A 26024-nucleotide genomic window follows, 5' to 3' on the forward strand; every position below is an offset into this window, starting at 1 on the left:
GGGCGAAGAGCTTCGCCCGGCCCACGGGCCCCTCTCCCCTCCCGCGCCGCCTCATGGAAGGGCCTCATGGCTTCCCGAGCAGCCGCCGGATACCTGTGGCAAGGCGTTGCGATGCTGCGCGCCACCACCAGTCCCGGGCCGGCAGACATCCCCCGTACCCTCGACCTGGACAACGTGGCCGTCACCCGCGGATGGCTGAACCGCATTTGGCAGCGCGAGGACTTCCGCAGCGCGCTGGAACTGGCCACTCCCGTCCTGTCCGACGCCATCGAGGCCGTCGTCCGGGGCCGGCAGACCGAGCCCCGTCACGTCCGGCGCAGCGCGCTGTCGACCGTCTCCTACCTCCTGCGATGGCAGCACCGGCCGACGCCGCTGGGCCTGTTCGCCGGAACCGCCCCGGTGACGGTCGGGTCCCGGGCAAGCGCGCGGTGGCGCGACAAGCACCGTGTGCTGATCCGAGCGGATGCCGAATGGGTCACCGACATGGTGCTCCAGCTCCAGCGCACCCCCGCGTTACTGAAGCGGCTACCGCTCGTCGCCAACAACGCCGCCCGCGCTCGCGGCGACCGGCTTGTGGCACCGGGCCCGCCCTCCGACGGTCACGCCGTCCTTCTGGCCCCGGTCGAGATATCCGTCCGCAACGCCCGGCCGGTGGCCGCAGCTCTGGACGCAGCCCGCACCCCCATCGCCTACAGCGACCTGTACGCCCACCTGCGCGACCACTTCCCGCAGGCCACTCCGGAGAAGATCGACGCCCTTCTCACCAGCCTGGTCGAGCAGCAGTTCCTCGTCACCAGCCTCTGGGGGCCCATGACCGCCGTGGACGCCTTCCAGCACCTATGCCACGAACTCGACCGGCACCGGGCGGACAGCATCCCCGAGGTGCGAGACCTGGTCCACTCGCTGTACGCCCTACGCGACGAGCTGTCCGCCCACCAGCCGGCGCTCTCCGACACCAGCGTGAGCGCCATCGCCGCGCGGATGCGCGGTCTCACCCCCGTCACCCCGACACCGCTGCTCATCGACACCGCCCTCGACTGCGAGATCCAGCTCCCGCACGCCGTGATCGCGGAAGTGCAGGCAGCCGTGTCGGCCTTGTACCGGACCACCCCACAGCCCTACGGCTACCAACACTGGCGCGACTACCACCGCCGGTTCCGGGCCCGGTACGGCGTCGGCGCCCTGGTGCCGGTGACGGACCTGGTCTCCGACAGCGGCCTGGGACTGCCCGCCGGATACATCGGCTCCGAACGCGGCGCCACCCCGAAACCGCGAACCGACCGCGACGAACTACTGCTCGCTCTGATGCAGCAAGTCCTCCTCGACGGCCGCGACGAACTCCGGCTGACAGACGACATGATCGACGCCTTGGAGAAGGCCGCCGGAACGGACGAGCGACTGTTCGTGTCCAGGGTGGAGGCCGCCTTCGAGATCCACTCACCCAGCACCACGGCTCTGTCCGGCGGCACCTTCGACGTCCTGCTCACTGCGACTCCCCGCCCCGGCAGCAGCATGGCGGGCAGGTTCGCCCACGTCCTGCCGCCCGAGCATCAGGACGCGCTCGCCGCCACATACCGAGGGGCGCCGGACGGGCTCACGGCGCAGCTCGTGTTTCCGCCGCGCCGACACCGCAACGAGAACGTCACCCGCACACCGCGGATGCTGCCGCACATCATCGAACTGTCAGGCCACCAGGAGACGGACGAGACGACCATCCGACTCTCCGACATCGCCGTCACCGCCGACCCGCGCAGCTTCCACCTCGTGCAGTGCTCCACCGGCCGGCGCATCGACGTGCGGGTCCTGCACGCCCTGGAAGGCGGGACCCAGACCCCGCCACTGGCCCGGTTCCTCGCCGAAGTGGCCAACGGGCGGTACGCCGCCTACAAGCCGTTCGACTTCGGCGTCGGCTCCCGGCTCCCGTTCCTCCCGCGAGTGCGCTACCGCCGCATCATCCTCACGCAGGCCCGATGGCTGCTGACGGTCGACGACCTGCCCGGCCGCAAAGCACCGAGGCAGGAGTGGGAGAACGCCTTCACCGCCTGGCGGGACCGGCTGAGGGTTCCGAAGCAGGTCGCCGTCATCGAGTACGACCAACGCCTCCCCCTAGACCTGTCCCACCCGGTCCACCTCCGGGTCCTGCGCGCACACCTCGACAACGCCCGGCGCGTGGAGCTGCGCGAGGTCCCGGACGGAGACGCCCACGGGTGGATCGGACGGGCACACGAGATCTGGCTCTCCCTGGGCCGGTCCGAGCCGGACACCGCCCATGTGCCCCGGCCGCGCCCCGTCACGTCGCCGGGGGCCGGACGACACCTCCCGGGCTCCGGCGGTGTCCTCCATGCGCAACTCCACGCTCATCCGCGCCGCTACGACGAGATCCTGCGCCACCACCTCCCCCACCTGCTCGCCGCGTTCGGGGAGAAGCCGCTGGCCTGGTGGTTCACCCGGCACCGGGAGACGGCTCGTCCGGAGGCCGACCAGCACCTCGATGTCACGCTGCACCTGCCGCAAGGCGCCTACGCGGTCGCCGCACAGCACGTCGGCGCCTGGGCGGACAGCCTGCACAGGACGGGATTGGCGTCCGGGCTCGTCCTGGCTCCCTACCAGCCGCAGACCGGGCGCTTCGGCGGCGAGGCGGCCATGGACGCCGCGCACCAGGTGTTCGCAGCGGACTCCGCCGCCGCCCTCGCGCAGATCCAGCTCACCGAGCGCACCGAGACCATCGCCCCGCAGGCCCTCACTGCGGCCAGCGCGCTGAACCTCGTCGCCCACCTCGCGCCGAGCACCGCCGAGGCCGAACAGTGGCTGGTCCACAACCTCCCCCAAGGCGCCGGACGCCTGGACCGGACCCTGCGCAGTCAGACCCTCGGACTCGCCGGACCCGGCGCCGTATCAGTTCTCGGGCCTCTCCCCGGCGGCCCCCAGGTCGCCGCAGCCTGGCAGGCCCGCGCCGCCGCGGTGGCCGCCTACCGGAACACCGTGGCAGGTGAGCGTGACCCGCTCACCGTCGCCCGATCCCTGCTCCACCAGCATCACGTACGGGCCCTGGGCGTCAGCCCGACCGCCGAGGCCACCACGCTGCGACTCGTCCGCACCGTGGCTCTCCAGCACCGGAAGGCGAACCGATGACCGCCCCGGCCACCACGGTGCCGGCCATCCTCGACCAGTACACCGTCCGCCTGGCAGAACCCGACCCGCCGCCGGAGAACGAGCCCTGGGCGGTGCAGTCCCTTGCCGAGGGTGCCGCCGGAATCGCTCTCCTGCACACCGAGACCGTCAGCCGGTACGGTGGCTCCTGGCGTTCCGCCCACCGATGGATCACGAGCGCGGCCTCCGGGCCCATCAGCGCGGCCGACCGGACGGGCCTCTTCCTCGGCGCCCCGGCCGTCGGCTTCCTCCTCACCACCGTCCCCCCGGCCTACCAGCATCTGTACGCCTTGGCGCGCACGACACTCCACCAGCACATCGCCGACCTCACGAACCGCCGCGTGGACGCCGCGCTCGCCCGCATCGACAGGGGAGACCTGCCGACCTTCGCGGAGTACGACCTCTTCTACGGTCTTACGGGGATCGGCGCCTACCTCCTGCGCACAGAGCCCGAGGGCGCAGGCCTGGAGAGAATCCTGCACTACCTCGTCGCCCTGACGCGGCCGCTCGCCCCCGCCGGCCGCGGGCTCCCTGGCTGGTGGGTCCGCCACGACCCCGCTCGCGGCGAGTCCCCCTACTTCCCCGGCGGACACGGCAACTTCGGCGCCGCACACGGCATCACCGGCCCGCTCCTCCTCCTGGCCCAGGCCCTTCGCCACGGCATCACCGTCAACGGTCACCAGGACGCGATGTTCACGATCTGCGCCCACCTCGACGCCTGGTGCCAGCACGGTGACTCCGGCCCGTGGTGGCCCGAGCACGTCTCGCGTCGCGACCTCGACCGCGGACGCCCCCACCACACCGCACCCACCCGTCCGAGCTGGTGCTACGGCACGACGGGCATCGCACGAGCCGGCCAACTCGCGGGAATCGCCCTGCGCTCTCCCGCACTCCAGAAGTTCTACGAGGACGCCATGTACCGGGCCTTGACCGATCCTGCGCAAATCGCGCAGGTCGTCGACAGCGGCCTCTGCCACGGATGGGCGGGCATCTACCAGACCGCTCACCGCGCCGCCGCGGACGCGCTCGACCCGCGGCTGCGCACCCTCCCGGAACGTCTTGGTGACGCCCTCACCGCGCAGGACAAGCCCGACGCCCTGTCGACTCCCGGCCTGATCAACGGCGCCGCCGGTACCGCGCTCGCCCTTACCACCTTCGCCTCTCAGCAGGCACCGAGCACTGGATGGGACGCATGTCTCCTGATCAACTGACTCAGGCAACCGAGGCGAGCCCGACGCAGCACGCCGTCCTCGCCGTCCTCACCGGCCTGTCGATCGCCGACGCAGCGCAGCAGTACCGGATGGACCCCGTGGTCCTCTCCGACGCGGTCGCGGTCTACGACCAGGCCGGCCGGGAAGCGCTGGCCCGTCACGCGGCCACCACCGACTGGTGGCAGGCGTACCTCCACTTCACCGACTGGTCGAACGCCGACACCACCTTCACCGCACACGTCCTGCCCGTACTGCGCGAGGCGGAGTCCGTCGGCGCGATCGACGGCTGGTGGTACACCCGAAAGCACCCCTGCTGGCGTCTGCGCCTCCGCGTCCAGCCCGCGGACGGCGCCAAGCCGACCATCGGGGACGGCTTCGACCGCCTCGTCTCCGAAGGTCACCTTCGACGCTGGTGGCCCGGCATCTACGAGCCGGAGGCTCCGGCGTTCGGCGGGAGGACCAGCATGGCGGCCGCACACACCTTGTTCGTCACCGACAGCCGCGAGGCCCAGCAGTTACGCCGGCGCGGCGACCTCGCCGTAGGACCCAGGGAGCTGTCCGTCCTCCTGTGCACGATCATGATGCGCGCCGCAGGCCTGGAGTGGTACGAGCAGGGGGATGTCTGGGACCGCGTCATCACGGCGGAGCACCGTTCGGCCGTCAGCGACGTTCCGGTGGAGCGGCTCAACGCCCGAGCCCGGGAGATCCGCCCCCTGCTTCTCGCCGACAGCAACGTCCTGCTGCGTTCCGGTGGCCCGCTGGAGCCTGTCGCAGAGTGGGCCGCCGCCTTCCGCAGCACCGGCCGAGCACTCGCCGAAGGCGTCCAGGACGGAACTCTCGACCGCGGGTTGCGGCAGGTGCTCAGCTACCACGTGATCTTCCACTGGAACCGGCTCGGGCTGTCCATGCGAGGGCAGAGCATCCTGGCCTGGGCAGCCAGGGCAGCGATCCTGCACCAGACAGCCTGTGCCGGCCTTTGAGCTTGGCGTTTAACCTCACTGGGCTTGGTGTTCCTTGACTGATTCGGCGCGTTTGACGGTATTGTCGACGTCGTGGCGCCTGGCTTGTTGCTTGTTCTTCGAGCCGGGAGGCCGTCCGGGACCTGGCCGGGACGGTTTCGGCGCGATTGCTAGGCGGGCTGACTGCGGGGCACGGATTGTCCTTCTTCCCATGCTCCGGCTCAGCGGGCGAACGCTTCGGTCAGGCTGATGCGGTAGCCGTCCTCTTCCATCAGCACGGCGGTGACGCCAAACGGGTCGGGGTGGTCCAGCTTGATGGGGGTGAAGGAGAAGTTCACCGCGGCCTGGATCGGCGGCACCAGTTCGCCGCCGGGTTGCGGGACGGGGGCCGGCCTCCAGCCGGGGGCCACCGACGCCCAGCCCTCGGGGCTGCGGGACAGGAGCTGCTCGCTGTAGGGGAACTGGTGCAGGACACGCCCGGCCAGGATGGCGAGCATCATGTTCAGGCAGGGTGCCGGGTCGACGATCGGCAGCTCGCCGGCGGTGGCGACGTCATGGGTCTCCCAGGCGAGCCAGACCTATAGCTCACGGACGAAGCCAGCCGCCCAAGGGGCGCGTACCGTTCCGGCGAAGGGCGGAAGTTATTCAGCGGCGATCGCTTCGCGCAGGCATCCGTCGCAGACGGATTCGCCGTCCGTCGGAGCGTACGGCTTCCCGCAGCGGACGCACTCCTCCATCCCGGAGAAGGTCTCGCCGCAGTGGAAGCACAGGTCGACCGGGTTCCTCGGGGCGGCGGCAGTGAGCACCTCACGCACCAAGGCCTCGACGTCGCAGGCGGGACACCAGTAGACCGGATCCAGTTCGCCGCGGACCGCCGACCACTCGGTGCGGTCCAGGACCTCGTACGCGTATGCCGACGCGATGTCGTCGGGCCCGCGCCGGTAGTGGCAGTACAAGCAGTAGGCGCCCTCCTTGCCCCCGACGATCAAGGCGCACTGGTCGCAGTTCCAGCACTGGACGGTACGGGACTTCACGGGGTCGAGGTCGGGGCGCAGCCGCCGCATCCGCGCCGTGACGTAGCCACGGATCTCGTCGAGCCCTTCGCGGATACGTGCCAGAGACTCAGCCGTCTCCCCGTCCGGTGGGTCGAGGCGGGGCAGCAGTTCGGAGTCCACGAAGTGGATCAGGAACTCCAACACGTCCGCGGCCTTCGCCTCGATCACGTACCGGTTGACCTTGGTGTCGTGCAGGCGGCCATAGTGCTGAAGTTGGTTGCGGAGGCTGGCCAGCTGCTTGAGGTCTTTGTCCTCCTTCGAGCTGATGGCGACACCCGCAAGGTTGACGAGGCGAGTGATCGTCTGATCCACGGTGCAGGTGGTCAGGCTGCCGTCGTCCAGCTCACCGCGCTTTGCGTCGCCAGGGTGTTTGAACACCAGGCTCCAGTGCTCCAACTCCAGCCGGTATTTCAGCAGGCACTCGACGGCGGCCTGCAGGTGTACCACGGCGTACTTCAGCTCCCGGCGGCCGACCTCCTCACCACGTAGGTGATCGACCACGCTGACCAGGTAGTCCAGACCGTTTTCGACCGGCGGGTAGTGAACCTCGGCGGCGAGGTCCTCGCCGCCCGTCGCCAGCGCCGCCTGCTCGGCCGGCGCCGCACCCTCCTTCTCGCCCGTCATCGTGGGTGTGCTCTCCTCTCGGTTCGGCCATTCGATGTCGGGATTTCAGTCCGTCCGCGCGCCCACTGACACCCCTGGCCACACTGGCCATCGCCCCTTGGGCCCGGGTGGGCGATGGACAACGCTACTGCGACGGTGGAGGTGGCTTCGACATTTTTTAGTCGCGCCTGGCATGACCGTAGTCCGCTGGGGGCCGGGCGCCGCCCCGACGGGGACGGCTTCTGCTCGGGGCACGAAGCCGCACAGCTTGGTGGGGCCTGTCAGCACCAGATCCCGGTGACGCCGCCCAGAGCGCCACCGGGATCCACCCTTGTCAGCTCAGGCGACGGGCCAGCAGCCGCGGCGGCAGGTGGAACTCCACGCTGGGCTGCCGGGAGCCGTCGTACGGCGCCAGGTTGCGAGCAGCCCACCCCTCCGCTGCCCGAACAACCGACTTGGGGGAGCCGATTAGCAGTGGCAGGACCGACAGCAGCATCCACGTGGCCGATCTGGACTCGCCGTGGATCTTGTTGTTCAGGTGCTCGTTCAGGCGGACGGCTACTGCGTCACCGCGGGTGCGGGAGACGCTGCCGACGTAACGGCAGGTCCCGTGCCCATCCCACACCACATACACCGCCGCAGGCGCGACGACCCGGGCACGGACGATGTGGGGGCTCGCGACGCAGGTGTATGCCTGGAGCTTCTCCTCGTTGACCTGTCCGTCGGCCAGTACGGTCGGTGAAAGAAGCGGCTGGAGCAACGTGGCCACGCCGAGCAGGGGGCGGCGAATGGTTCGGGGAAGCATCAGTCGTCCTCCCCTTCCTCGTTGCTGTGGTTCAGAACCGCTGTCATGGCGTCAGTGAGCGGCTTCAGCGGCTTCTTCGGCCCGTACTCCAGGAAACCCTTGACGCCGTCAAGGCGCTGCTTCCACTCGTCGACCGCTTCCCAGGAACCGAACACCCTCGATCCCAGAGGGTCCGTCTCGGAGAGTTCGGCGAGCGCGTGCGCTGCCTTGGTCGCGGCGGTCACGGCGGAGTCGAGGTTCCTCTGCTCCTTGACGTGCGGAGGGAGAGGGAGTTCGCCGTCCTCCTTGCCGGCCGCAGCCAGCTCCTTCCGGGTCGCGACAACGGTCTCCTCGGCCAGCTTGGTGTCGGCGTACCAGGCCAGGTCCCACTCGAAGCGGATCGACACCTGGGCACGGGCCTTGTCGATGACGGGATCGCCGTCTTCCACCGTGCGCCCGTCGATCACATCGCCCCGCGTGTGGAACGCCTTGACGGTTCGGGTGTCCGTGACGTGGGCGCAGGCGATCGAATGCAACATCTTGCGGCCGCCGAGAGTCGAGGCCAGGAGCGTGAGGAGCCGGGTGGGAGTGGCCCGGTAGGGGGTCTTGAGCGGCTCGGCCTTCACCCCCAGCTTGGAGCCGCGGTCACGGGTGATCAGCCCATGCAGGATGGCCGCGGTCCCCCCGAGAACGGTCAGCTCCGCGATGGCTGCCTCGTCACCGACTAGGGCCTTGGTGAGGATTTCGTCGAGCACCTCCATCGGATCCGATCCCTTCGTGAGCTCCCAGGGGCGCTTCCAAACCAGGTCGGTGATGGTCCCGCCGTTGTCAAAGGCGCGCAGCGCCTGGTCGATGGTGTCGCTGCGATAGGGGGAAAGGATCAACGCGCCTGTGCGCTTGCCGATCAGCTGCCGGTCGGCGCGCCGGAACCCGAATTCCTGGCGCAGCAGCTCCGTCATTTCCACCGCCCGACTTCCGGCCAGGAGAACCTGCTGGTGCACAGCCGAGGCCCACAGCCGGTGCGGAGGAAGGCCGAGGAAGGTGCGGAGGTCGTCGACTCGGGCGGTACCGGTGAGGATCTTGTACTCGTGATCGTTGACCAGACCGGTGGCCCCGGCGTTGCGGTAGACCCGGCGCATGCCCTGGGAGTTCTGTGCGGTCTCCGACCACGGTGTAACTCGGGTGTGGAGGTTGCTCAGAAGGTCATCACGGGCAACGACGAGGTCGACCATGGCGCTACCGGTGTCGTGCATGGCACCGACCACGACCATGGCCGGGAAGCTGAGGGTATGTCCCTCACGGCGGGTCGCCTCGGTGAGCGTGTCTTCCTCCAGGCCGGCCCTGACGCGATGCGCCATGGCCGCCACCGTGTTCCGGGCACGACGCATTTCCGCCGCGCTGCGGGGGAACTTGCGGTCGACCGAACCGATGACGGCGGCCACGCAGGCGCTGGCAGCCTCGTGGATGTCGCCGCCAGTCCGGGCGAGCCACAAGCTGATCAACCTACTGTTGCCGTCACCGGTGACCAGGTAGGTCTCGTGCGTCCCGTCGTCGAACAGCACCCGGACCAAGAACAGCGTCAGGGGCTCCTTGACGCCTTCTTGGAGGATGCTACCGGTGTAGACATTCCGCCGCATCGAGTCGGCCATGTACGTGTTGACCATGCTGTCGTACACGGCCTCAGCTAGGGCGCGCCGGTCTCGCATCCGGATGGTGAGGATAGCCAGAGGGCGCTGCGTACCCGTGTCGTCATCTACATACAGCGTGCTGTAGGCCGGAGGCTGTCCGTCCGCCTTGGGATCCATGGCGGTCAGGATGGTATCGCCCCATCGCCCGTTGATGAGGTCGGGCAGGATCATGAGGTCGAGGTACCGACGATGTGGTCCGAGCAGGTACAGAACTCCGTCTGCGGCCGGCTTGCGGAACAGCAGGTTGACGTCGTTGTTCACGCTGGCAAGGGCCGTAAGGTGGGCCGGGTCCACGGCGCCGAAGGTGACGGTGTTCCTGGCCTCATCGTCCAGGCTGTCCTTGCACAGCGGATTGCTCGCCATGGTTTTCCACGCACGGCGCAACTTCGCAACCGGTTCGGGAGCCTTCGGCTCGTCGGGACGGCGCGTCAAGGGCGGGATAGCCGACTCATCGGGGTCGAAGTCCCCGGCCGAGTTGGTAATCATCGGAGTCGTCCTCTTCGGAAGTAGCGCGCCTCGGGGCAGAGCCCCTCACCGTTGACGCTGGGCGTCGAAACGGCCGCTGCGCGCCTCCCGAGGGCGGCGTGCGCCGTCACGTCCCGAGCCCGGTTCACGTCTCCGGTCCGTTCGGTGCCGACCGGCATTCGGCGGGATCAGGTGAGCCGCTGGTCGCACGGAGATGTGTCCCGTGGCGAAGTGCCAGTCGCTCGTCACACGCAGCTCACAGGTCTGGTGTGCGATTCCGATGTAGCCGGAGCGGTTGCGCGATGCCATGTAACAAGTAGTCACATGAAGGCGACTAACTGTTGCGCTCGCACCAGGAGTTGTCAAATGCGCAGGTGAAGCCCCTTTGGGAGATGCTCCGTTGAGGTCTCGCCCTGGTCAACTACCGTGCACAGTATGGCGACTATCGCCAGCCGTTGGCCTGCGTCCGCGCTGCGGGCATGGGCGCGATCATTGGCATGCCGTCGGCGCGCCCGACCAAAGAAAGGCGAGTGAAAACCGGTTTTGACTGTCATGGAGGCGCTCGCCTCGCAGCGCGGTGAACAATGTGCGACTCGTCATCTGGTTCGACAACTGAGTGGCGCCCGACCACGCGTCCTACCCGCAGCCCTCGATGAGGAAATACCACCCGTCCTGAGACAAGAGCGGTTGGCCAGGACGTGAGACAACCCGAGAACTAACTGGTCACCGCGATACTCGGGGGACATGGGCCGCGAGACCCTACAAGTCGATCAATCCCAAGGCCGCGAACTCGGGGGCACCGATGGGCGACTGGTTGAAGGACGTGTTCCCGAAGCCGCCGCCCGCCTAATAGCACGCCTGCGCTGCGCTCCAGCCCTTGCGGTCGGGGCGCAGTTGTGCCTGGGGGAGGAGAGAGCTCACCGCTGTTCAATGTCCACCTTCAGGCCAGGGCGCAGGCGCGTTCGGCAAGGGACAGTGAAAAGCGGTTGTCTTTCCGGACATGAGGATCGCTCTGTGGGGGTCGCGGATGCCATCGGTGGTTGGGCTGCTGGAAGCGCGGGAGCCGGGTGCTCGCCGTCGGGTGGACGAGCTGCGGGAGGAAGCCGAACGCATCCAGGCCGAGCTGGCCGTGGCCGAGCGGGAACAGCGGCAGTGGGCGATCGCCCGCGCGAAGGTCGGCGAGGTGTCGGCCCCGGAGAACGGGACGGAGCAGGACCACACCCACGTCGGTCAGACAGTGTCGGCCGCCGAGGGGCGGCCCGGGACGGGAGCGCAGGCACCGGAGGCGGCGAGGCCGAAGACGCAGGTGCCCATGTGGCGGGAGGGGCTTGAGTGGTCGGTGCTGTCGGTGGACTGCCAGCGCATCCTCACGGTGGCGGCCGGCCGGACCCGGCTCGGGCAGGGGCCGGTGACCTGCCAGGAGATGGCCGTCGAGCTCGGCATGGGCATCGGACCACGGAAGGTGACCGTGATCAGGTCAGCTCGCCGTGGTGCCGCCACTGCGTCGGATGCCACCTGGCAGGTCGTGGAGGTGGGCAGCCGGACCGCAGGACAGCGAGGGTCGGCCTGGGGAACCAGACCGAGCGAGGCGCATCTGGGCAGCGGGTGGGAGATCCAGATGTCTCCGTCACCGCTTGATGCCTTCGGATCCCGAGAGGTCTGATCCGGACGAGTCAGCGCAGCCCCGCGAACACCAGAGCTGCCGCCGTGCCGCCCAGGACGGTGCCCACGATCACCTGCGCCGTCGTGTGGTCGCGGAGGGAGACCCGGGACCAGCCGACGGCGGCGACGCCGAGGAAGAGGAGGGCGGCCCACCAGCCGTAGGCGACGGTGATGACGACGGCGACGCCGGAGGCGACGGCGGTGTGGACGCTGACCTTCCACCAGACGGTGACCGCCATGGTCAGCACCAGGCCGGCGATCATGGCGGCGACCAGGGCGACGACCTCGCGAGGCGCGTCGAGTGCCAGGAGCAGGCATGTGCCGACGAGGACGGAACCGAGGGTGACGAAGAGCGGTGTCCACCGCTGGGAGCGGACCTTGAGATGCTTGTCCGTCCAGCGGCCACGGCGGACGCCTGCGACGATGTAGGCGATCGGCAGACCGCCGCAGAAGGCGCCTGCTAGCAGGCCCCAGCCCGCACCCGCAAGTGAATCGGTGGAGTGCCAGCCGATGACCAGCAGGACGCCGATGACCAGGTTGGCTGGCGCCAGGACCTCGGTGACGAGGCGTGCGGAGCGCCTCTCGGCAGGAGCGGCGGCAGTGGGTGGAAGCTGGGTGACGGTGGTCATGCCGGTGTCTCCTCGATGTGGGCGCGGAGGAAGTCCTGCGTGGCGCGGGAGCGGTAGGCGGTGCTGAGGGTGGCGAGGGCGCGGATCTCGGTGGCGAGGTCACGACCTCCGCTGGCCGGGGGCATGGGCTCGCCGGAGCCGGTGGCCGCGCCGCGGAGCCGTTCCTCGCGGGCGACGGCGAGCCAGCAGGCCTCGGCGGTGATGTCGGCGTGGGCGCCGATGAAGCCGAGGGAGGTGGCGTGGTCGTAGGCGCGTCCACGCAGTTCAGCCGGTGCGTGGTCGGCGAGAGTGAGGATCGAGTCGCGGATCTCGATGGTGCGCCGGTACAGCCGGTCGTGCGTACGCAGTGGGTTGGTGACGTCGGCGGCGCGGCTCGACGGTGTGTCGAGCCGGGTCTCCGGGACGGCGTCGGTGAGGGTGCGCCACAGGGGGTAGAGGCTGACGAGCTGCCAGTGGGCCCGGATGCGGGCGAGGACGCGTGGGGCGGCGGGGAGGGTACTGCCCAGCACGATCAGCAGCAGGGCCAGGAAGAGCAGGCCCGTGCTGAGCGCGTGGTTGACGTTTTCACCGAGCGGGCTGCTGCCGACGTAGTCGATGAACAGCACGGCGACGCGGTGGAGGGCGTACACGAGGCCGACGGCGGTGCCGGTGCCGGTGAGGATCAGCCCTCGGCCGACGAGTCCGCTGTCGGGGCGGCGCCCCCAGCGGAAGCAGAGCAGCGTGGCGCTCAGCAGGGCGGCGCCGAGGTAGGAGGTCCATACGACGCCGTACGCGAGGATCGTGGAGTGGTCGGCGTAGTCCGCCAGGAGGTACTCCGCCTCGTGAGGCTGGGGCGTGGCGAAGAAACAGGCGGCCAGCAGGACGACCGTGACGACAGGCACGGCCTTGTGCAGCCTGGACACGCGCATCCCGGTCTTCGACTCGGCCATGTCGGCGACGAAGGTGAGGACCGACGCCGCCGCGACGGTCCCGCAGACGTGCTTGACCAGGAACGACAGGTTGGTGACGTGCAGGTGCTCGTCGACCGCCGACGCGATGGCGACCGGCCGGACCGTCATGGCCACGGCGAGTGCCGCGAAGGCCAGCCAGAGACTGAGTCGTTCGGGTCTCCGGAAGGCGGAGCGGGCACGCCAGAGGGTGACGGCCCAGAGCAGGACGGCGGGTATCGCGTCGATCATGTGTGGGGGAGTCTCAGGAGTCGCTGAGCGCGGCATTGAGCCGGCGCAAGGTGCTGGGGGTGGTCCGGTCGCCGTTTCCACGCAGAGCGGCACGGGTCGCGATGAGGCCGGCGAGCGTCTCCGCGCTCCGCTCTTCCTCGGTCTCGTAGCTCGTGCGGCCGAGGACACCCGTCACGAGGTCGGCGTCGAGGTGGTGGAAGGCGCGGCCGAGGGTTTGGCGAGGGGTGTGTCCGAGGAGCATGTGGCTGACCTCGTGCAGCACGATGTGATCCCGGTGGAGGGGGCTGGTGGCGTTCTCCACGAGGATGTGGTCCGCGTTCTCCGTGGCGAGCCAGGCCCCGCAGGGCAGTTCGTCACCGGTGATCGCCGGGAACGTGTGCAGGTGGATAGGACGGCCACGCTTCTTGGACACGCGGGCGAGCAGTTCCTCGATCTTGAAGGGATCCGGAAGATCGAGATCGTCCAGGACGGATTCGAGCCGGATCCCCTGATCTTGGGCAGGCCCCGAACGGCCGGACTTCATCTGCCCTCCGACTCCAGAACTTCTCGAACGTGCGACTACTGCCGCGATGCCGTGCCGAGTATATGGATCATTTCCGGTCGCACATCTGGAGGGTCGACGATTGCGCTGGGCGAATGCGGACAATCGTGTGCAAGTGGAGTGGCGAATCCTTGCTAATGGGGCATCAGTTCACGCTGTCGTGATGTTTGCCACTGGAATTAACATCGGTGATCGAGGCCTCGTCGGGGACTCCGAGGCCTTCGAGTTCGCGGGCGCGTTCGATGAATTCGGAAATGATCTTGAGGCTTTTGTCGGAGAGTCCGGACGCGCGGAGGGCCACTGATCTCACGCCTGCATCGCGCATGGCGGCGAGCGCGTCGAGTTCGGCGGCGATCTTCTCCGATTCGTCGTCGTCGAAGAAGTAGGCGGGCTTCACGCCGAAGAAGGTGGAGAGGGCCTCGAGGTGGCGCTTGGTCGGGTTGTCCTTGGCGCCGGTCCTCAGTTGCCAGATGTAGCTCGCGGAGATGGTCGGGCCACCCTGTCGGCGGATGCCCGACGCCACCTCCTCGTAGCTGTACGGGCCGCGGCCCTTCGGGTGGACGGTGGTGAACAGCCGGTCCAGGCGACCGGCGAGTGTGGCTCCTCCGCCCGCCTGCGTCGCAGGTGGGTTGTCCTGGTGGTCCATCGTGGCCGTCCTCCGGTCGCGTCGCCTTCACTGAGGTGGATGGATGCCCTGTCTCCATTTTCTCTGGTTGACAGCAGCGCCCCATCTCAGTCTAGTGTGATCATCGTGCCATCCACCCATGAAAACGGTCCAGGCCGGGGTGGGGCCGAACAGCGATGCCCGGGAGCGCCAACTCCCGGGCATCCGTCGGCTGCCCTCGCCGAGGGCAGCCAATGATCCGGGGCCGCGTGGCCAAGCTTGCAGGCGGCAACCACGCAGCCCCGTCCACGAGGACGGAGTATCACATGCGCCCACCCAGCAGGGGAATCCCGGCATCCTCGGAGCGGGGCCGGTGTCGGCGGCTCCAGCGTCGTCGAGCCCGCCGGGAGCGCTGATGGCCCGCATCCGGACGGTCAAGCCCGACCTGTTCGTCAACGAACGGGTCGCGGCCTGCTCGGTCACCGCGGTCGTCACCTACGTCGGCCTGTTCACCCAGTCCGACGACCACGGGCGGCACCGGGACAACCCGGCGATCATCGCCGGCCTCCTGTGGCCGCTGCGCGCCGAGCACACCCCCGTGCACGTGGAGGAGGACCTCCAGCAGCTCGCCGACGCCGGACTGATCTGTCGGTACACCGGCTGCGACGGCAAACGCTACCTCCACATCACCGGCTGGTACGAGCACCAGAAGATCGACCGGCCCAGCCAGTCCCGGTTCCCGGTCTGTGTCTCCCACAACAGAGACAAGAGGTGCGGCCCGTGCAAGGGAGTCTGCGTCGAGGCCGAGGCGAACACCCGGGGAGCACTGGACGAGCCCTCGGCGAACCCTCACCGAGTCGTCGACCCGCACCCCGCACAGCTCGCACGTCCGCACAGCGACCGCACCACGGCGCCGGGCACTGGCGACGACACGCATCCCGACACCAGCGGGACGGCCTCTCCAGCGGGAGGGGAACCCGCAGGTCAAGGACGGTTCGCAGAGGCTTCGACGAACCCTCCCCGAAACCTTGCCGAAGCCTCGACGTCCGGATCCAGGATCATGGATCCTGGATCGTCCTCACCTACGGGGCGCACAGCGCCCGACGGCACGGTCACCGCCGGGAACCTCCTCGCCGAGTACGTGGGCTCCTGCACCCAGCGCCCGCCCGGTGACGTCCTCGGACACCTCGGGCGCCTGCTGAAGAAACTGCTCGCCGAAGGCGTCGACGTGGACCACATCCGCGCCGGCCTCGCTCGCTACGCCGAGATCCAGGGCCATCCCTCGCGGCTGCCGAGCCTGGTGAACGACGCCATGAACGCCCGCGTACCCGCCCAGACGGGATCCCGACCCGGTGCGACGCACCGAGCGTGGACCAACCCGGTCGACGCGGCCGCCGCCTACGCGGAGGAGCTGTGATGAGCCGCGAGCCCGAGCTCCTCGGCGCCGGAGCCCTCCAGCGACTGCAGCGGATCCTCACCGCCCGGGGCATGAACCCACAGCACCTCCCCGACGCCCCGGACGAGGACCGGCCCTACACCCCGCTGGGCCTGCTGGACGCCCGGATGCCCCCGCGCTACCGGACCGCCCGCGCCGACCACCCCGAGGTACTGGCCTGGACCCGCGACGTGATCGCGCGGGCCGAGGCACCCAACCCCGGCGCGCGACGGGAGATCACCACCGGCCCCAGCCTGCTCCTCGCCGGCGTCACCGGCGCGGGCAAGACCCACCAGGTGTACGGCGCGGTCCGAACCCTCGTCGAAGCGGGCATCGCAGCCAGGTGGCGGGCCACCACGGCCGCCGACCTCTACGCGGACCTGCGCCCGCGCCCCGGACACGACACCGAACGCGGACTCGAGACGGTCAGTCGCTGCCCGCTGCTGATCCTGGACGACCTCGGCGCGGCCAAGACCTCCGAGTGGGTCGAGGAGATCACCTACCGGCTGGTCAACCGCCGGTACAACCTGATGCTCCCCACGCTGATCACCAGCAACCTCGCCATGCGCGACCTCCGCGGACACCTCGGGGACCGGGTCGCCTCCCGTCTCGCCGAGATGACCACCCGCGTCACCTTCGAGCCCGTCGACCGCAGACGCCGGCCCCACGCCGCCTGAGCCGCCGCAGGCCGCCACGCCGGGCTGCGCACCCGGCGAGCCACCCCATGTACTTCCCGACCCAGCAACACCTCTCCGCCGACGCCCACCGCGCGCGGAGAGCGATCGGAGCAACCGCATGACACCCACGACGATCAGCCCTGCCCGCCACCGGTCGCTCGGCGACCACACCTGGCAGGAGCAGGCCGTCTGCCAGAGCACCGAGTACAACCCGGTGGACCCCGAACTCTTCTTCCCCGAGCCCGACGAGACCGTCAAGATCACCGCAGCGAAGTCGCTCTGCGGCCAGTGCCCGGTCCGCCGCACCTGCCTGGACGCCGCCCTCGAAGGCGGCGACACCCACGGCATCCGTGGCGGGATGACCGAGGAGGAGCGTGCGCCGCTGCACGAGAAGCTCGCCAACCGCCTCGACTACAGCCGCGTCAACGCGACCGTCGCCGGGCGCGACGTCCACCTCACCAAGGCCGAGCGTCGCGCGGTCGTCCGCGCCGCCTACCGCCACGGCCTCACCGAACAGCGCCTGGCCCGGCTCCTGAAGATCAGCGAGGAACACGCCCAGAAGCTCTACCGCGAAACCCGCCGAGCCCTGCGCAACCGAGACCTGGAGCAGACCACGAAGAGCACCCCATCCTCCGAGACCGACGGCAGGCATCTGGGCCGCGACGACTTCGGAGCGGCGGCGTGAGCACCGCCGGCGCGCCGAGCACGGCGCACGTCACCCGGTGGGACCGAGCGGTCGTCATCGCCCTCGGCGGTGCGGGATGCGCCCTGTCCTACGACGCCCTGCAGCAGATGGCCGTCGCCGTCCACGTCCGGGGGCTGCTGACCTACCTCTTCCCCTTGGTGATCGACGGGTTCATCGCGTACGGCGTCCGGGCCCTGCTGGTCCTGCGCGACGCACCGCTGCGCGCCCGGCTCTACGTCTGGACGCTCTTCGGCACGGCCACCGCCGCCAGCATCTGGGCTAACGCGCTGCACGCGGTCAGGCTCAACGAAGAGAGCACCTCGGTCACCGGGCTGCGGCTCGGAGACACGGTGGTCGCGGTGCTGTCCACCATCGCCCCGCTGGCCCTGGCCGGAGCGGTGCACCTGTACATCCTCATCGCCCGGGGGCCGGTCAAGGGCAGTGACCGAAGTGACCGCGATGACCTCGGTCAGGCCGGCCACCCCGAGCGTATCCCGGTCACTCGGACTGACCGGGCCGGTCGGCCGCAGCCGCAGCCCGGTCAGGTAGGCGCCGGACAGCCGGTCACCGCCCTGACCGACCGGCCCCGCCTGTCCCCGGACGAGCAGGCACCAGAGGCCCGGACACTGACCGGGGGCAGTACCCCAGCGGACAGCAGCAGCCCGGACACCGGTCACCCTGACCGGGAGCCCAAGGCCGCTGACCTGGGCGGACAGTCGGACACCACCCCGGCGGTCAGTGCCCGAGAGGCCGTCACTGAGCCGGTCACCGGTCACTTGGCCGACCTCCCGCCGGTCACTCCGCCACCGGTCACTGCCCGCGGCCCTCGGACAACGGGTGGCCGGCGACCTGACCCGGACACCGAGGAACTGCTGGAGATCGCCCGGTCAGCGGTCAGGGCCGAGGACAAACTGACCCGCAAGGTGGTCGCCCAGGCGATCCGCGGTCAGCAGATCCCGCTGTCCAGCGACACGCTGACCGCCCTGATGGTCCAGCTCCGCCAGCAGCACGGACAGTCGGTCACCACCGCCCGGAACTGACCGCACACCCCAGGGGTGGGTGACCGAGCCGGACACCGCGGCCGGTCACCCGCCCCGGGCACCCCGCCCCACGACCCCCTCCCGCGAACCGGAGAGCACCGCCATGCGCACGAACCCCGCCACCCCTGCCGAGGTGGACACCTGGCTGACCGTCCTGCACCAGCGCGGTCACCTCCACCGTGCCGAATCCGGTCCCGACAACACCTGGACCGTGCAACGGTGCCGACACAGCCGCCCCTGGACCCTGCACCACCCGGTCCTGGCCATGGACTGGATCGAGGACATCGTCCGCGACGTCCACCAGCAGGACGCGGAGACGGGCCGGTGACCGCCAACGACCCGGCGGCCACCACGTCCGGACCGCAGCGTGACCCCAACTCGGCTCCAGGCGGAGCAAGTTGTCGCGTACGACGGTCCTACGGCCCGTCGTACGCACTTGCCCCCGCTCAGGAGGGCAGGGGAGACCCGGCCGGCCCCCGAGCGAGGGCGCACGGGGACCAGCCGGGCAACCGGCACCAGGGAACACCGGTCACGGGAGGAGAAGCCGACCGCGACGACCACCGCGAGCAGCCGCGCCCCAGCACGCCCGCCTTTCCCGACCGCACACCGCGCCGTCGCCGCCGCAACCCGAGCGAGCGCACCCGTAAGACGACCACCCGCCTCTCCGACACCGAGCACGCCGAGATCGTCGTCGCCGCCACGCAGCGCGGCATCACCGTCGCCCGATTCCTCGCCACCGCCGGCCTCGCCGCCGCCCGCGGTTCGACCGCCCTGCACACCGACGAACGTCTCGACAGCGCCATCGACGAACTCGCCGCCCTGCGAACCGCCCTGGCCCGGATCGGCAACAACATCAACCAGATCGCCCACGTCCACAACGCCGGCGGACAGCCCCTTCCCGGCGAACTCGACCACGCCCTCGCGATCCTGACCCGGCTCCTGGCCCGCGTCGACGACGCCGCCGACGCCCTGGTGAGGAGGCGAACCTGATGGTTCCCAAGGTCCGGCGCGGCTCGCGAACCCACGGCCTGCTCGTCTACCTGTACGGCCCTGGCAAGCGCGACGAGCACGTCGACCCCCACCTCGTCGGGAGCTGGGACGGCTTCGCCCCCGACCCCGGCCGCGACACCAGCTTCGATCCCGATCCGAAGGTCACCCTCGCCCGCCTCTCCGCCGCTCTGGACCTGCGGGTCAAGCAAGCCGGCGACAGCGCGCCCACCCAGCACGTCTGGCATTGCTCGGTCCGCACCGACCCTGGCGACCGGACCCTGAGCGACGCCGAGTGGAACACCGTCGCCCGCCGCCTGGTCCACGCCGTCAACCTCGCCCCCGAAGGCGACCCGGACGGTTGCCGATGGGTCGCCGTACGCCACGCCGACGACCACATCCACATCCTGGCCACCATGGTCCGAGGCGACCTGCGCCGCCCGAGGATGAACTACGACTTCAAGAAGGCCCAGGCGGAATGCCGACGCATCGAGAAGGACATGCGTCTGCGCCGCCTCAAGCCCGGCGACGGGACCGGAGCCAAGACCCCCACCAGCGCCGAACGCTTCAAGGCCGAGCGCACCGGCCGTCCCGAAGCCCCCCGCGAGACGCTCCGCGAAGCCGTCCGCCAGGCCCTCGCCGGCGCGGCCACCGAAGAGGAGTTCTTCACCCGGCTCCGGGAGGCGGGCCTGCGCGTGAAGACGCGGACCGCTCCGTCCGGCGACGCCATCGGCTACAACGTCGCCCTGCCCGGCGACCGCAACCGCCACGGCGAACCGGTCTGGTACCCCGGCTCCAAGCTGGCCCCCGACCTCTCCTTGCCGAAGATCCGCCTTCGGCTGACCGACGGCACCGTCGAGCGGACAACGCCCTCGGCCACCGGCGGCCGGACGGACTGGTCTCCGCCCGCCGGTGCACGCCGGAGCGCCACCGGCATCGCCGAACGCTCCGCCGTTCTTCTGGACCGCGACGACGACGGCGAAGCCGCCGCCCAGCTCGTCGGCGTCGGAGAACTCCTGGACGCGGTCGCCCAGACTTCCCCGGCCGCCACCCGCGCCGAGCTGGCTGCCGCCGCTCGCGCGTTCGAGCGGGCGACCCGCAGCCACGTTCGCGCCGAACTCGCCGACACCCGGGCTCTCCGCTCGGCCGCCCGGGGCATCGTCCAGGCCGGCGGCGCGCTCGGCAGGGGCGAGGACGGCGGCACCACCGCCATGCTCGTCTCCACCCTGGTCCTGGTCACCCTCGCCGCCGCCCGCTGGCACTCCGCCCGCGGTCACGCCCAGCAGGCCCACGCCTCCCGACAGGCCGCCGAGCACCTGCGCACCGCCTACCACCAGGCCGCCGCCACACCGATTCGGGTGCTGCACGACCAAGGTCGCGCCCTCCCCGAGTCCCAACGCCGGTCGCACGAAGCCACTCTTCGCGCGGTTCTGCCAGAGCAGGACGTACGAGCGGGCGGCATGGCGACGAGGACCGACGCCCTGGTCGCCACCCTCGCCCAGGCCGAGCAGGCGGGCCACGACCCCGAAGCCCTCCTGCGACAGGCCATCGACATGCGTGAACTCGACACCGCCGAGGACGTCAACGACGTGTTGGTCTGGCGCCTTCGCCGCATAGCGCAGCTGCCCGCACACCCCGGCGAAGCTCCGCCCCGCCCACAGGCCGGCACCCGCCAGGCCAAGACCTCGACCAGCCGCACCATCGAACGGAACGCCCCAGCAGCGGCGCCGCGCCCGGCTGTCCCGGACCACGACCGCCGCCCGCCACGTCGCTGACCAGCTCGTCCGGACAGGCGGCCACTGGCTGACCGGACGCCACGAAATATCTGGGCAGCCGGTTCCACCGGCTGTCAGGGATGAAAACAGGACTCACGACCGGGAGATGACGCTCGTGCTCAGAACCACCGACCGCACCACGGAGCCGGCATCCGCGCTGCCCGTCCTCCCCACCGGCACCGCCCCTCTGCTGCAGCTCCAGTACGAGACGCGGCCGGCCGACGGTCCTGGCGCAATTCGTTGCGTCGGCCACTCACGCGAACTCGCCCTCGGCGGTATCCCCGTGATGTGCTCCGCCTGCCAGGCCCGACGCGACTGGCTGCTCATCAGCCACGGCCGCAACGTCTGGATCCGCTGCCGATGCGGCGACCAGTGGCTCGAACCCGAGATCAGCCGCGCCGACTTCGACACCATGATCGACATCGCGGATGGGACGGCTTACCCCAGTATCGAACAGGGGCTGATCGCGCTCGGCTTCGACGGCGTCTTTGCCGGCACCTACCTGGGGTAGTGAGCGGAATTGCCCCCATACAGCAGACGCCAGCCCCGCGCCCGCAAAGACTTCCGGGGGTTCCTGGAGTGGGTACAGTGCTGGCAGACCGGCGAAGGATGATTGGAATCGAGCGTGTTGGTGTTATCTGGAGAGGTGCCAGGCGGTGGAGGGTGTGCCGTCCGGGTCGAGGCCGTAAGGCCACTGTGCGGCTACTTGGGCAGGTAGCCATTCACCGTATGTTACGTGTGAGTAACCTGGGTTACTGAAGGCTCCGCCGTCAGCGGCTTGACGCGCATACTTCTCGGCGCCGTTGATGTCTCCCGATTTCTCGCGTTGCTCGGCGACCCAGAGTAGCGCCTCGGTATTGCCCAGACGACCTGCTTGCAGGGCCAGCGCCTCGGCACCTGCCGAGTCTCCGGCGTTCATCCGGAAGTCCGCCAGGGTCAGCAGAGCGTCGGTGTCTCCTACGGCAGCTGCCTCCTGCGCCAGGGCCTCGGCTGCTGCGGGATTGCCAGCTTCCTCGTGGGCCTCGGCCACTATGAGCAGGCTGAGCGTGTCGCCTGCTGCAGCCGCATTCCTTGCGAATTTCTCTGCTCCCGCCGCATCTCCCGCCTTGAGGCGGAGTTCGACGAGTTCACCCCACGCCTCTGCCTCCCCCACCGCCGCAGCTTCAAGAGTAAAGTCGGCGGCTGCGGTTTTATCCCCTCGGTGGTACAACTCCTCAGCGATCCGGGTGAGTGTGACGGGACCTGGTCCACCGACGGTGTTGTGGACGATGTCCTCAGGTGCACTGGTGTGGTCTGCATTTCGCCTCACGCCCGCGTAGCAGAGCATTCCGGGGAGGCCACACGCGACAGCGACCTGCCATCCGACCCGCGTCAACTGCTCCTCGTCGCCTTCCTCTTGCAGCAGTGTGAGGAAGCGCCCAAGGCCCGCGAGGCTGCCTCGCTCGGCCGCGTCACGGACAGCGTCCATCTCATTGACCGTGTCTCCCTCTGCGTGGAAGGCGTCAGCAAGGAGTAGGAGCGCCTGTTCGTGTCCGTGATCGGCTGCCTGGCAGATAAGTTCGTTGGCCCCCTCACGGTCGCCTGCGTCTTCCCGGATGTGCCCTAGGTAGTACAGGCCCTCGGGATCGTCGGCATCGGCGGCTCGTCGGGCATAGACCTCGGCTGTTTCTAGGTCATTGTTACGCCAGCTCACCCGCGCCAGGTGGAGCATGGCCCACGTCTCCCCTTCTTCAGCAGCCCACGTTGCGACGGCCTCGGCAGCCGCGCCCGTCAGTTGAGCTACGACGAACTTACTCACGCAGTCCTCGCCCAGGTCGCGGTAGCAACCAGAGCGTTGGTGCAGGAGAAAGGCCCAGCGCAGCCGGTAGCGAGCCAGGGCCGCCTCGGCCAACCGGCCGAGGTCTTCGTGATTGTCCATGTGCACCCACGCCGCGTGCCAGAACGACTCAGGTGGGCACTGCATGCGTCGTGTGGTGCGGCCGTGCTGCTCCAAGTAGTCGGCGAGCCGATACACAGGGCACACGCTGTCTGGGGTGGGCGCCTCGGCGAGACCGAGCCGACGTGATGGTCGGGGGCGGACTCGACGCAGCGCGGCGAGGTTGCCACGTACAAGCTGGCTTGCGTCGGCCAAGGCTTGTTCGAACCAGTTGCTGGGAAGCAGGTCGTACTGGACGTCTGTGAGGTAGCCCTCCACCGCGTCGGCAAGGAAACCGTGGGGGATGTGTAGGCCGATGCCGAGGCGGCGCGCGTCCATGGCGGCGGTCACGACGGCGCGGGCAGCCGGGGCTAGCGAGTTGTACCGGTGGACAAGCTCGGGGCCCCCGGCGAGGTCCTGCGTCACGCAGCCATCGGGCGCGCGCTCCAGCGCCTGAAGCAGCAGGTCGTCGTTCACGGCGGCTGTCCGGGCCTTGTCCAGCGTGGCAGCGTCAAACCGGTCCGGGACATCAAGTCGGCGGTGGTTCAAAAGCGCCCTGACTTGAGGATGTGAGTCCTCCGCGTCGGGCCTCGGGAGGGCGGTGTAGGCATCGGCGTAGTCAGGCCACAGCGTGCCTAGGATCAAGATGGGACCGCGGGCAGGGTCTTGGAGGAGCGTGGTGAGTGCGGCGGCGAGATGTTCCCCTGAGCCTTGGCGCGCCCCGAGATAATGCTGGGCCTCGTTGAGCCAAATCACGGTTCGGGGACGGACACGCTGCAGTCCGGCGATGGCGGCTTCGGCGCGGGTGGGGTCGAAGGGGTGCCATAGCAGCCAACCTTCCTCTGCAAGGGGCTGAATGGCCTCCCAGCACGCTCTCGTCTTTCCTGTGGAGGAGGTGCCGACAAGGACAGCCATGCGGCTCTGGCCGGCCTTCACCTCGCGGACGATCTCGGCAAGGCGATCGTCGTGCGGCCTGGGCACGTACGCCGGTAGAGCTGCGCGCTGGGGGCGTGAGGCCAGTTGCGCAGTTGGGGCGGCTGCCGGATGAACTTCGAGTTCCAGCGGGTCACATGCCGTGATCGGGCGTCCAGGGACGTCGTCAGCTTCACAGTCCCTGAGGACCTCAGAAGACGGCGTGCTCCGCGCTGTCCGCAGCAGTGCGAGCAGTGGGTCTGGATCGAGTCGTAATGCCTTTGCCAGAGCGGTGATGGTGTTCACGCTGGGGGCGGGCGCGGTGTGGCTGAGGGCCTGGTTGACGGTCGAGCGCGCAAGCTGTGCTCGCTTGGCCAGTTGCGTCTGGTCACATTGGGCCTTGGCACGAGCCGCATTGAGACGGTCACGCAGTTCGGCGAGCGCCGATTCCCGGCCACCGAACTCCTGCGTCTCTGGCTGGTCGCCGGTCATTCGCTTCCCTTCGCGATGCGCTGTGCTGAGTGTCGGTCATTGTCCGTCATTGTTCGCGCGGCCCATGACGGACATCTGCTGCACCACATTCGACTCGTCAACCGCAGATTGTGAAGGAGCGACGGGCTATGTCTGTGCAGGTGTTCATGGTGCTGGTCGGCTGTGCGCTGGCGGTGCTGTTCGGAGCGCTGGCCGGGATAGGCGCCGGGTATCTGGCCCGCCGGGACGGGGCATCGTATCCGGCGGCTGTAGGCAGGGCAGCCGCCGCGTTCGCCGCGACGCTGATGTTGGCCACGGCCGTGACGGCAGCGCTTGGCGGGCTGGCGGGGTGAGAGGCCGACGGGCCAGAGGCTTCCCCGCCCGTTGCCGTGCCAGTCGGCGATGCCCCTCACCGCAACCTCACATCACACCGTCGGGCGGGCAATGTGCTGATTGCTGGGGAAGCCCTCGCGGTCGTCACCGCGACCCTGCGCCGAGCTATGGCGGAGGCACGGGATTCTCAGCTTGGTGGTCTGCAGTCAGCTGCCTGCTGAGAGTGGAACAGAATCTGAAGCCGACCATGCTGGTGCGGCGAGTGGCGCGAATGCTTGGCCGAGCTGCGGGCTCCCAGTGCAGACGGATGCGGCCGAGGGGGAGTCCGGGAGTTCCGGCGGCGAGCCAGGTGATGTCGAGGGGGCCGTCGTGCCGGGTGGAGATGCGCCGGATAAGCGCGCCGCGCACGCCGTCCGGCATGGGGCGTACGGCGAGGTCGTGCAGCGGAAGGAGAAGCGAGGGGTGAGACCGCGACGAGATAGGAGCCTCCGTGGTGTTGAAGGAATTGGTCAGGTCCAGGCGAAGGCGTCGCGTGCCCCCACCGGGAGGTAGCCCTCCTGTCCGTCGTCGGCGATGTACGCCGTTCCGTCGCGGACGATGATGTCGGCTCCCACGTAGTGGGCGAAGGGGAAGTCGGGGTTGACGGCGAGGCGGACCGGCAGGTCGGGGTCGAGTTCCTGGAGCTGGCGGAGCAGGTGGCCGACGGTCAGGTACTGGGGCAAAAGAATCTCCGAGAGCGGTGGGAGGTGACGAGGCAGCCGGCAAGAAGGGCGAAGGGGCCTGCCCGGCGGTCAGCGCGAGGAATGGGTGACCAGGGCGGCGAGGAACCCGGCGACGGCCTCGGACGGAGTGTGGAGACCGAACTCCTGGACCCAGGGGGTGTCGTCGGTGGGCTGCACCCGGACGTGCCAGACGATGTCGCGCTTCCACGCAGCCGGGTCTTCGGGGAGCCAGCCGACGTAGACACGGCCGTCGGGACTGGTCGCGTGGACGTTGGCCTCTTGGGTGTCGACGATTGCCCAACCCAGGGCGCCCAGGAGATCGAGCACCGGACCGGCGCAGTGGTCGGAGGAGAGCCAGTGGTGGTCGTTCGCTGCGGGGCGGACGGCGGCGGGCAGGAGGGTGGCGGAGGTGCTCACGGTTGGACGATCCCTTCGTTGACCTGCGGTTTTCCCGACACCCGTACGTTGGCATGCAGCGTGCCGAAGTACGTAGTCGTTTCCCCAGGGATGACGTCTGCCGTGGGCGAACTCGAGGTCGCCAGC

At 69.5% G+C, this 26024-nt stretch carries 24 protein-coding genes; 13 read left to right on the plus strand and 11 right to left on the minus strand.

The genetic code is table 11. The annotated features are described in order from the left end of the window. Window positions 1-66 precede the first annotated feature (66 nt). From ABTY20_RS00945 to ABTY20_RS00955, 3 genes are read left to right on the plus strand one after another with little or no spacing between them, the layout of a single operon-like run. Window positions 67-3132: a lantibiotic dehydratase gene (locus ABTY20_RS00945; protein ID WP_351994877.1), complete on the plus strand. Its 3066-nt coding sequence runs from the start codon at window positions 67-69 to the stop codon at window positions 3130-3132. Next, window positions 3129-4361 carry a lanthionine synthetase C family protein gene (locus tag ABTY20_RS00950; RefSeq protein ID WP_351994878.1) on the plus strand — a complete coding sequence of 411 codons (1233 nt, stop codon included), beginning with the start codon at window positions 3129-3131 and terminating at the stop codon, window positions 4359-4361. Before ABTY20_RS00945 ends, ABTY20_RS00950 begins: the two co-directional genes overlap by 4 nt. After that, window positions 4343-5341 (plus strand): thiopeptide-type bacteriocin biosynthesis protein, encoded by a 999-nt coding sequence (locus ABTY20_RS00955; protein ID WP_351994879.1) that lies wholly within the window; start codon window positions 4343-4345, stop codon window positions 5339-5341. The genes ABTY20_RS00950 and ABTY20_RS00955 overlap by 19 nt, the downstream gene beginning before the upstream one ends. A 200-nt stretch (window positions 5342-5541) precedes the next feature. Here ABTY20_RS00955 and ABTY20_RS00965 read toward each other — a convergent pair whose 3' ends face one another. The 4 genes from ABTY20_RS00965 to ABTY20_RS00980 all read right to left on the minus strand — a co-directional run bounded on the left by ABTY20_RS00965 (window position 5542) and on the right by ABTY20_RS00980 (window position 9936). After that, a complete protein-coding gene (locus ABTY20_RS00965; RefSeq protein ID WP_351994880.1) occupies window positions 5542-5820 on the minus strand; it encodes a hypothetical protein in 279 nt (92 codons plus the stop codon). Window positions 5821-5961: 141 nt separating this feature from the next. After that, the gene (locus ABTY20_RS00970; protein WP_193512620.1) at window positions 5962-6999 is read right to left on the minus strand and encodes a hypothetical protein; all 1038 of its coding nucleotides are present in this window, start codon (window positions 6997-6999) and stop codon (window positions 5962-5964) included. A 313-nt stretch (window positions 7000-7312) separates the two neighbouring features. Continuing rightward, complete coding sequence (locus tag ABTY20_RS00975; protein WP_193512621.1) at window positions 7313-7783, minus strand: hypothetical protein; 471 nt, start codon at window positions 7781-7783, stop codon at window positions 7313-7315. Next, complete coding sequence (locus ABTY20_RS00980; protein WP_351994881.1) at window positions 7783-9936, minus strand: hypothetical protein; 2154 nt, start codon at window positions 9934-9936, stop codon at window positions 7783-7785. The genes ABTY20_RS00975 and ABTY20_RS00980 overlap by 1 nt, the downstream gene beginning before the upstream one ends. Before the next feature lie 1006 nt (window positions 9937-10942). On the opposite strand from ABTY20_RS00980, the gene ABTY20_RS00985 reads away from it, so the two are divergent. Next, entirely contained in the window at window positions 10943-11578 is a 636-nt protein-coding gene (locus tag ABTY20_RS00985; protein WP_351994882.1) for a hypothetical protein, read from the plus strand. A 10-nt stretch (window positions 11579-11588) separates the two neighbouring features. Here ABTY20_RS00985 and ABTY20_RS00990 read toward each other — a convergent pair whose 3' ends face one another. From ABTY20_RS00990 to ABTY20_RS01005, 4 genes are all read right to left on the minus strand, one after another. Then, window positions 11589-12206, minus strand: a complete 618-nt coding sequence (locus ABTY20_RS00990) for a phosphatase PAP2 family protein (RefSeq protein ID WP_351994883.1) — start codon at window positions 12204-12206, stop codon at window positions 11589-11591. Continuing rightward, the gene (locus ABTY20_RS00995) at window positions 12203-13384 is read right to left on the minus strand and encodes an MAB_1171c family putative transporter (RefSeq protein ID WP_351994884.1); all 1182 of its coding nucleotides are present in this window, start codon (window positions 13382-13384) and stop codon (window positions 12203-12205) included. The genes ABTY20_RS00990 and ABTY20_RS00995 overlap by 4 nt, the downstream gene beginning before the upstream one ends. A 13-nt stretch (window positions 13385-13397) precedes the next feature. Next, on the minus strand, window positions 13398-13907 hold the full coding sequence (locus tag ABTY20_RS01000; protein WP_351994885.1) for a hypothetical protein: 510 nt from the start codon (window positions 13905-13907) through the stop codon (window positions 13398-13400). A gap of 163 nt (window positions 13908-14070) precedes the next feature. Next, a complete protein-coding gene (locus ABTY20_RS01005) occupies window positions 14071-14571 on the minus strand; it encodes a helix-turn-helix domain-containing protein (protein WP_351994886.1) in 501 nt (166 codons plus the stop codon). 373 nt (window positions 14572-14944) lie between these two features. On the opposite strand from ABTY20_RS01005, the gene ABTY20_RS01010 reads away from it, so the two are divergent. The 8 genes from ABTY20_RS01010 to ABTY20_RS01045 all read left to right on the plus strand — a co-directional run bounded on the left by ABTY20_RS01010 (window position 14945) and on the right by ABTY20_RS01045 (window position 21639). Next, complete coding sequence (locus ABTY20_RS01010) at window positions 14945-15946, plus strand: hypothetical protein (RefSeq protein WP_351994887.1); 1002 nt, start codon at window positions 14945-14947, stop codon at window positions 15944-15946. Beyond that, the gene (locus ABTY20_RS01015) at window positions 15946-16641 is read left to right on the plus strand and encodes an ATP-binding protein (protein ID WP_085573420.1); all 696 of its coding nucleotides are present in this window, start codon (window positions 15946-15948) and stop codon (window positions 16639-16641) included. The genes ABTY20_RS01010 and ABTY20_RS01015 overlap by 1 nt, the downstream gene beginning before the upstream one ends. A gap of 118 nt (window positions 16642-16759) precedes the next feature. Then, on the plus strand, window positions 16760-17326 hold the full coding sequence (locus ABTY20_RS01020; protein WP_351994888.1) for a WhiB family transcriptional regulator: 567 nt from the start codon (window positions 16760-16762) through the stop codon (window positions 17324-17326). Then, complete coding sequence (locus ABTY20_RS01025; RefSeq protein WP_351994889.1) at window positions 17323-18366, plus strand: DUF2637 domain-containing protein; 1044 nt, start codon at window positions 17323-17325, stop codon at window positions 18364-18366. Before ABTY20_RS01020 ends, ABTY20_RS01025 begins: the two co-directional genes overlap by 4 nt. A gap of 103 nt (window positions 18367-18469) precedes the next feature. Next, window positions 18470-18694, plus strand: a complete 225-nt coding sequence (locus tag ABTY20_RS01030; protein ID WP_085573417.1) for a hypothetical protein — start codon at window positions 18470-18472, stop codon at window positions 18692-18694. Beyond that, window positions 18691-19356 carry a MobC family plasmid mobilization relaxosome protein gene (locus ABTY20_RS01035; RefSeq protein WP_351994890.1) on the plus strand — a complete coding sequence of 222 codons (666 nt, stop codon included), beginning with the start codon at window positions 18691-18693 and terminating at the stop codon, window positions 19354-19356. Before ABTY20_RS01030 ends, ABTY20_RS01035 begins: the two co-directional genes overlap by 4 nt. Beyond that, window positions 19356-21128: a relaxase/mobilization nuclease domain-containing protein gene (locus tag ABTY20_RS01040; protein WP_351994891.1), complete on the plus strand. Its 1773-nt coding sequence runs from the start codon at window positions 19356-19358 to the stop codon at window positions 21126-21128. Before ABTY20_RS01035 ends, ABTY20_RS01040 begins: the two co-directional genes overlap by 1 nt. A gap of 106 nt (window positions 21129-21234) precedes the next feature. Beyond that, window positions 21235-21639, plus strand: coding sequence for a hypothetical protein (locus tag ABTY20_RS01045; RefSeq protein ID WP_252537738.1), 405 nt, complete (start codon window positions 21235-21237; stop codon window positions 21637-21639). 123 nt (window positions 21640-21762) lie between these two features. On the opposite strand, the gene ABTY20_RS01050 is transcribed toward ABTY20_RS01045, so the two are convergent. After that, window positions 21763-24447 (minus strand): helix-turn-helix domain-containing protein, encoded by a 2685-nt coding sequence (locus ABTY20_RS01050; protein ID WP_252537741.1) that lies wholly within the window; start codon window positions 24445-24447, stop codon window positions 21763-21765. 128 nt (window positions 24448-24575) lie between these two features. On the opposite strand from ABTY20_RS01050, the gene ABTY20_RS01055 reads away from it, so the two are divergent. Continuing rightward, a complete protein-coding gene (locus ABTY20_RS01055; protein ID WP_252537744.1) occupies window positions 24576-24779 on the plus strand; it encodes a hypothetical protein in 204 nt (67 codons plus the stop codon). 489 nt (window positions 24780-25268) lie between these two features. Here the strand turns inward: ABTY20_RS01055 and ABTY20_RS01060 are convergent, their stop codons facing one another. Further along, on the minus strand, window positions 25269-25481 hold the full coding sequence (locus ABTY20_RS01060; RefSeq protein ID WP_351994892.1) for a hypothetical protein: 213 nt from the start codon (window positions 25479-25481) through the stop codon (window positions 25269-25271). A gap of 69 nt (window positions 25482-25550) precedes the next feature. Next, window positions 25551-25898, minus strand: coding sequence for an SPDY domain-containing protein (locus ABTY20_RS01065; RefSeq protein ID WP_351994893.1), 348 nt, complete (start codon window positions 25896-25898; stop codon window positions 25551-25553). Between the last annotated feature and the right edge of the window lie 126 nt (window positions 25899-26024).

It is taken from the genome of Streptomyces sp. NPDC126497 (assembly GCF_040302425.1).
Classification (GTDB): domain Bacteria; phylum Actinomycetota; class Actinomycetes; order Streptomycetales; family Streptomycetaceae; genus Streptomyces.

Coding starts and splice junctions, on each gene's coding strand:
- ABTY20_RS01055 (WP_252537744.1), top strand. CDS start 24,576: ATGTCTGTGCAGGTGTTCATGGTGCTGGTCGGCTGTGCGCTGGCGGTG.
- ABTY20_RS01045 (WP_252537738.1), top strand. CDS start 21,235: ATGACGCTCGTGCTCAGAACCACCGACCGCACCACGGAGCCGGCATCC.
- ABTY20_RS00980 (WP_351994881.1), bottom strand. CDS start 9,936: ATGATTACCAACTCGGCCGGGGACTTCGACCCCGATGAGTCGGCTATC.
- ABTY20_RS01010 (WP_351994887.1), top strand. CDS start 14,945: ATGGCCCGCATCCGGACGGTCAAGCCCGACCTGTTCGTCAACGAACGG.
- ABTY20_RS01015 (WP_085573420.1), top strand. CDS start 15,946: ATGAGCCGCGAGCCCGAGCTCCTCGGCGCCGGAGCCCTCCAGCGACTG.
- ABTY20_RS00965 (WP_351994880.1), bottom strand. CDS start 5,820: ATGATGCTCGCCATCCTGGCCGGGCGTGTCCTGCACCAGTTCCCCTAC.
- ABTY20_RS01005 (WP_351994886.1), bottom strand. CDS start 14,571: ATGGACCACCAGGACAACCCACCTGCGACGCAGGCGGGCGGAGGAGCC.
- ABTY20_RS00955 (WP_351994879.1), top strand. CDS start 4,343: ATGTCTCCTGATCAACTGACTCAGGCAACCGAGGCGAGCCCGACGCAG.
- ABTY20_RS00945 (WP_351994877.1), top strand. CDS start 67: ATGGCTTCCCGAGCAGCCGCCGGATACCTGTGGCAAGGCGTTGCGATG.
- ABTY20_RS01040 (WP_351994891.1), top strand. CDS start 19,356: ATGGTTCCCAAGGTCCGGCGCGGCTCGCGAACCCACGGCCTGCTCGTC.
- ABTY20_RS00995 (WP_351994884.1), bottom strand. CDS start 13,384: ATGATCGACGCGATACCCGCCGTCCTGCTCTGGGCCGTCACCCTCTGG.
- ABTY20_RS01020 (WP_351994888.1), top strand. CDS start 16,760: ATGACACCCACGACGATCAGCCCTGCCCGCCACCGGTCGCTCGGCGAC.
- ABTY20_RS01000 (WP_351994885.1), bottom strand. CDS start 13,907: ATGAAGTCCGGCCGTTCGGGGCCTGCCCAAGATCAGGGGATCCGGCTC.
- ABTY20_RS00990 (WP_351994883.1), bottom strand. CDS start 12,206: ATGACCACCGTCACCCAGCTTCCACCCACTGCCGCCGCTCCTGCCGAG.
- ABTY20_RS00985 (WP_351994882.1), top strand. CDS start 10,943: ATGCCATCGGTGGTTGGGCTGCTGGAAGCGCGGGAGCCGGGTGCTCGC.
- ABTY20_RS00950 (WP_351994878.1), top strand. CDS start 3,129: ATGACCGCCCCGGCCACCACGGTGCCGGCCATCCTCGACCAGTACACC.
- ABTY20_RS01030 (WP_085573417.1), top strand. CDS start 18,470: ATGCGCACGAACCCCGCCACCCCTGCCGAGGTGGACACCTGGCTGACC.
- ABTY20_RS01050 (WP_252537741.1), bottom strand. CDS start 24,447: ATGACCGGCGACCAGCCAGAGACGCAGGAGTTCGGTGGCCGGGAATCG.
- ABTY20_RS00975 (WP_193512621.1), bottom strand. CDS start 7,783: ATGCTTCCCCGAACCATTCGCCGCCCCCTGCTCGGCGTGGCCACGTTG.
- ABTY20_RS00970 (WP_193512620.1), bottom strand. CDS start 6,999: ATGACGGGCGAGAAGGAGGGTGCGGCGCCGGCCGAGCAGGCGGCGCTG.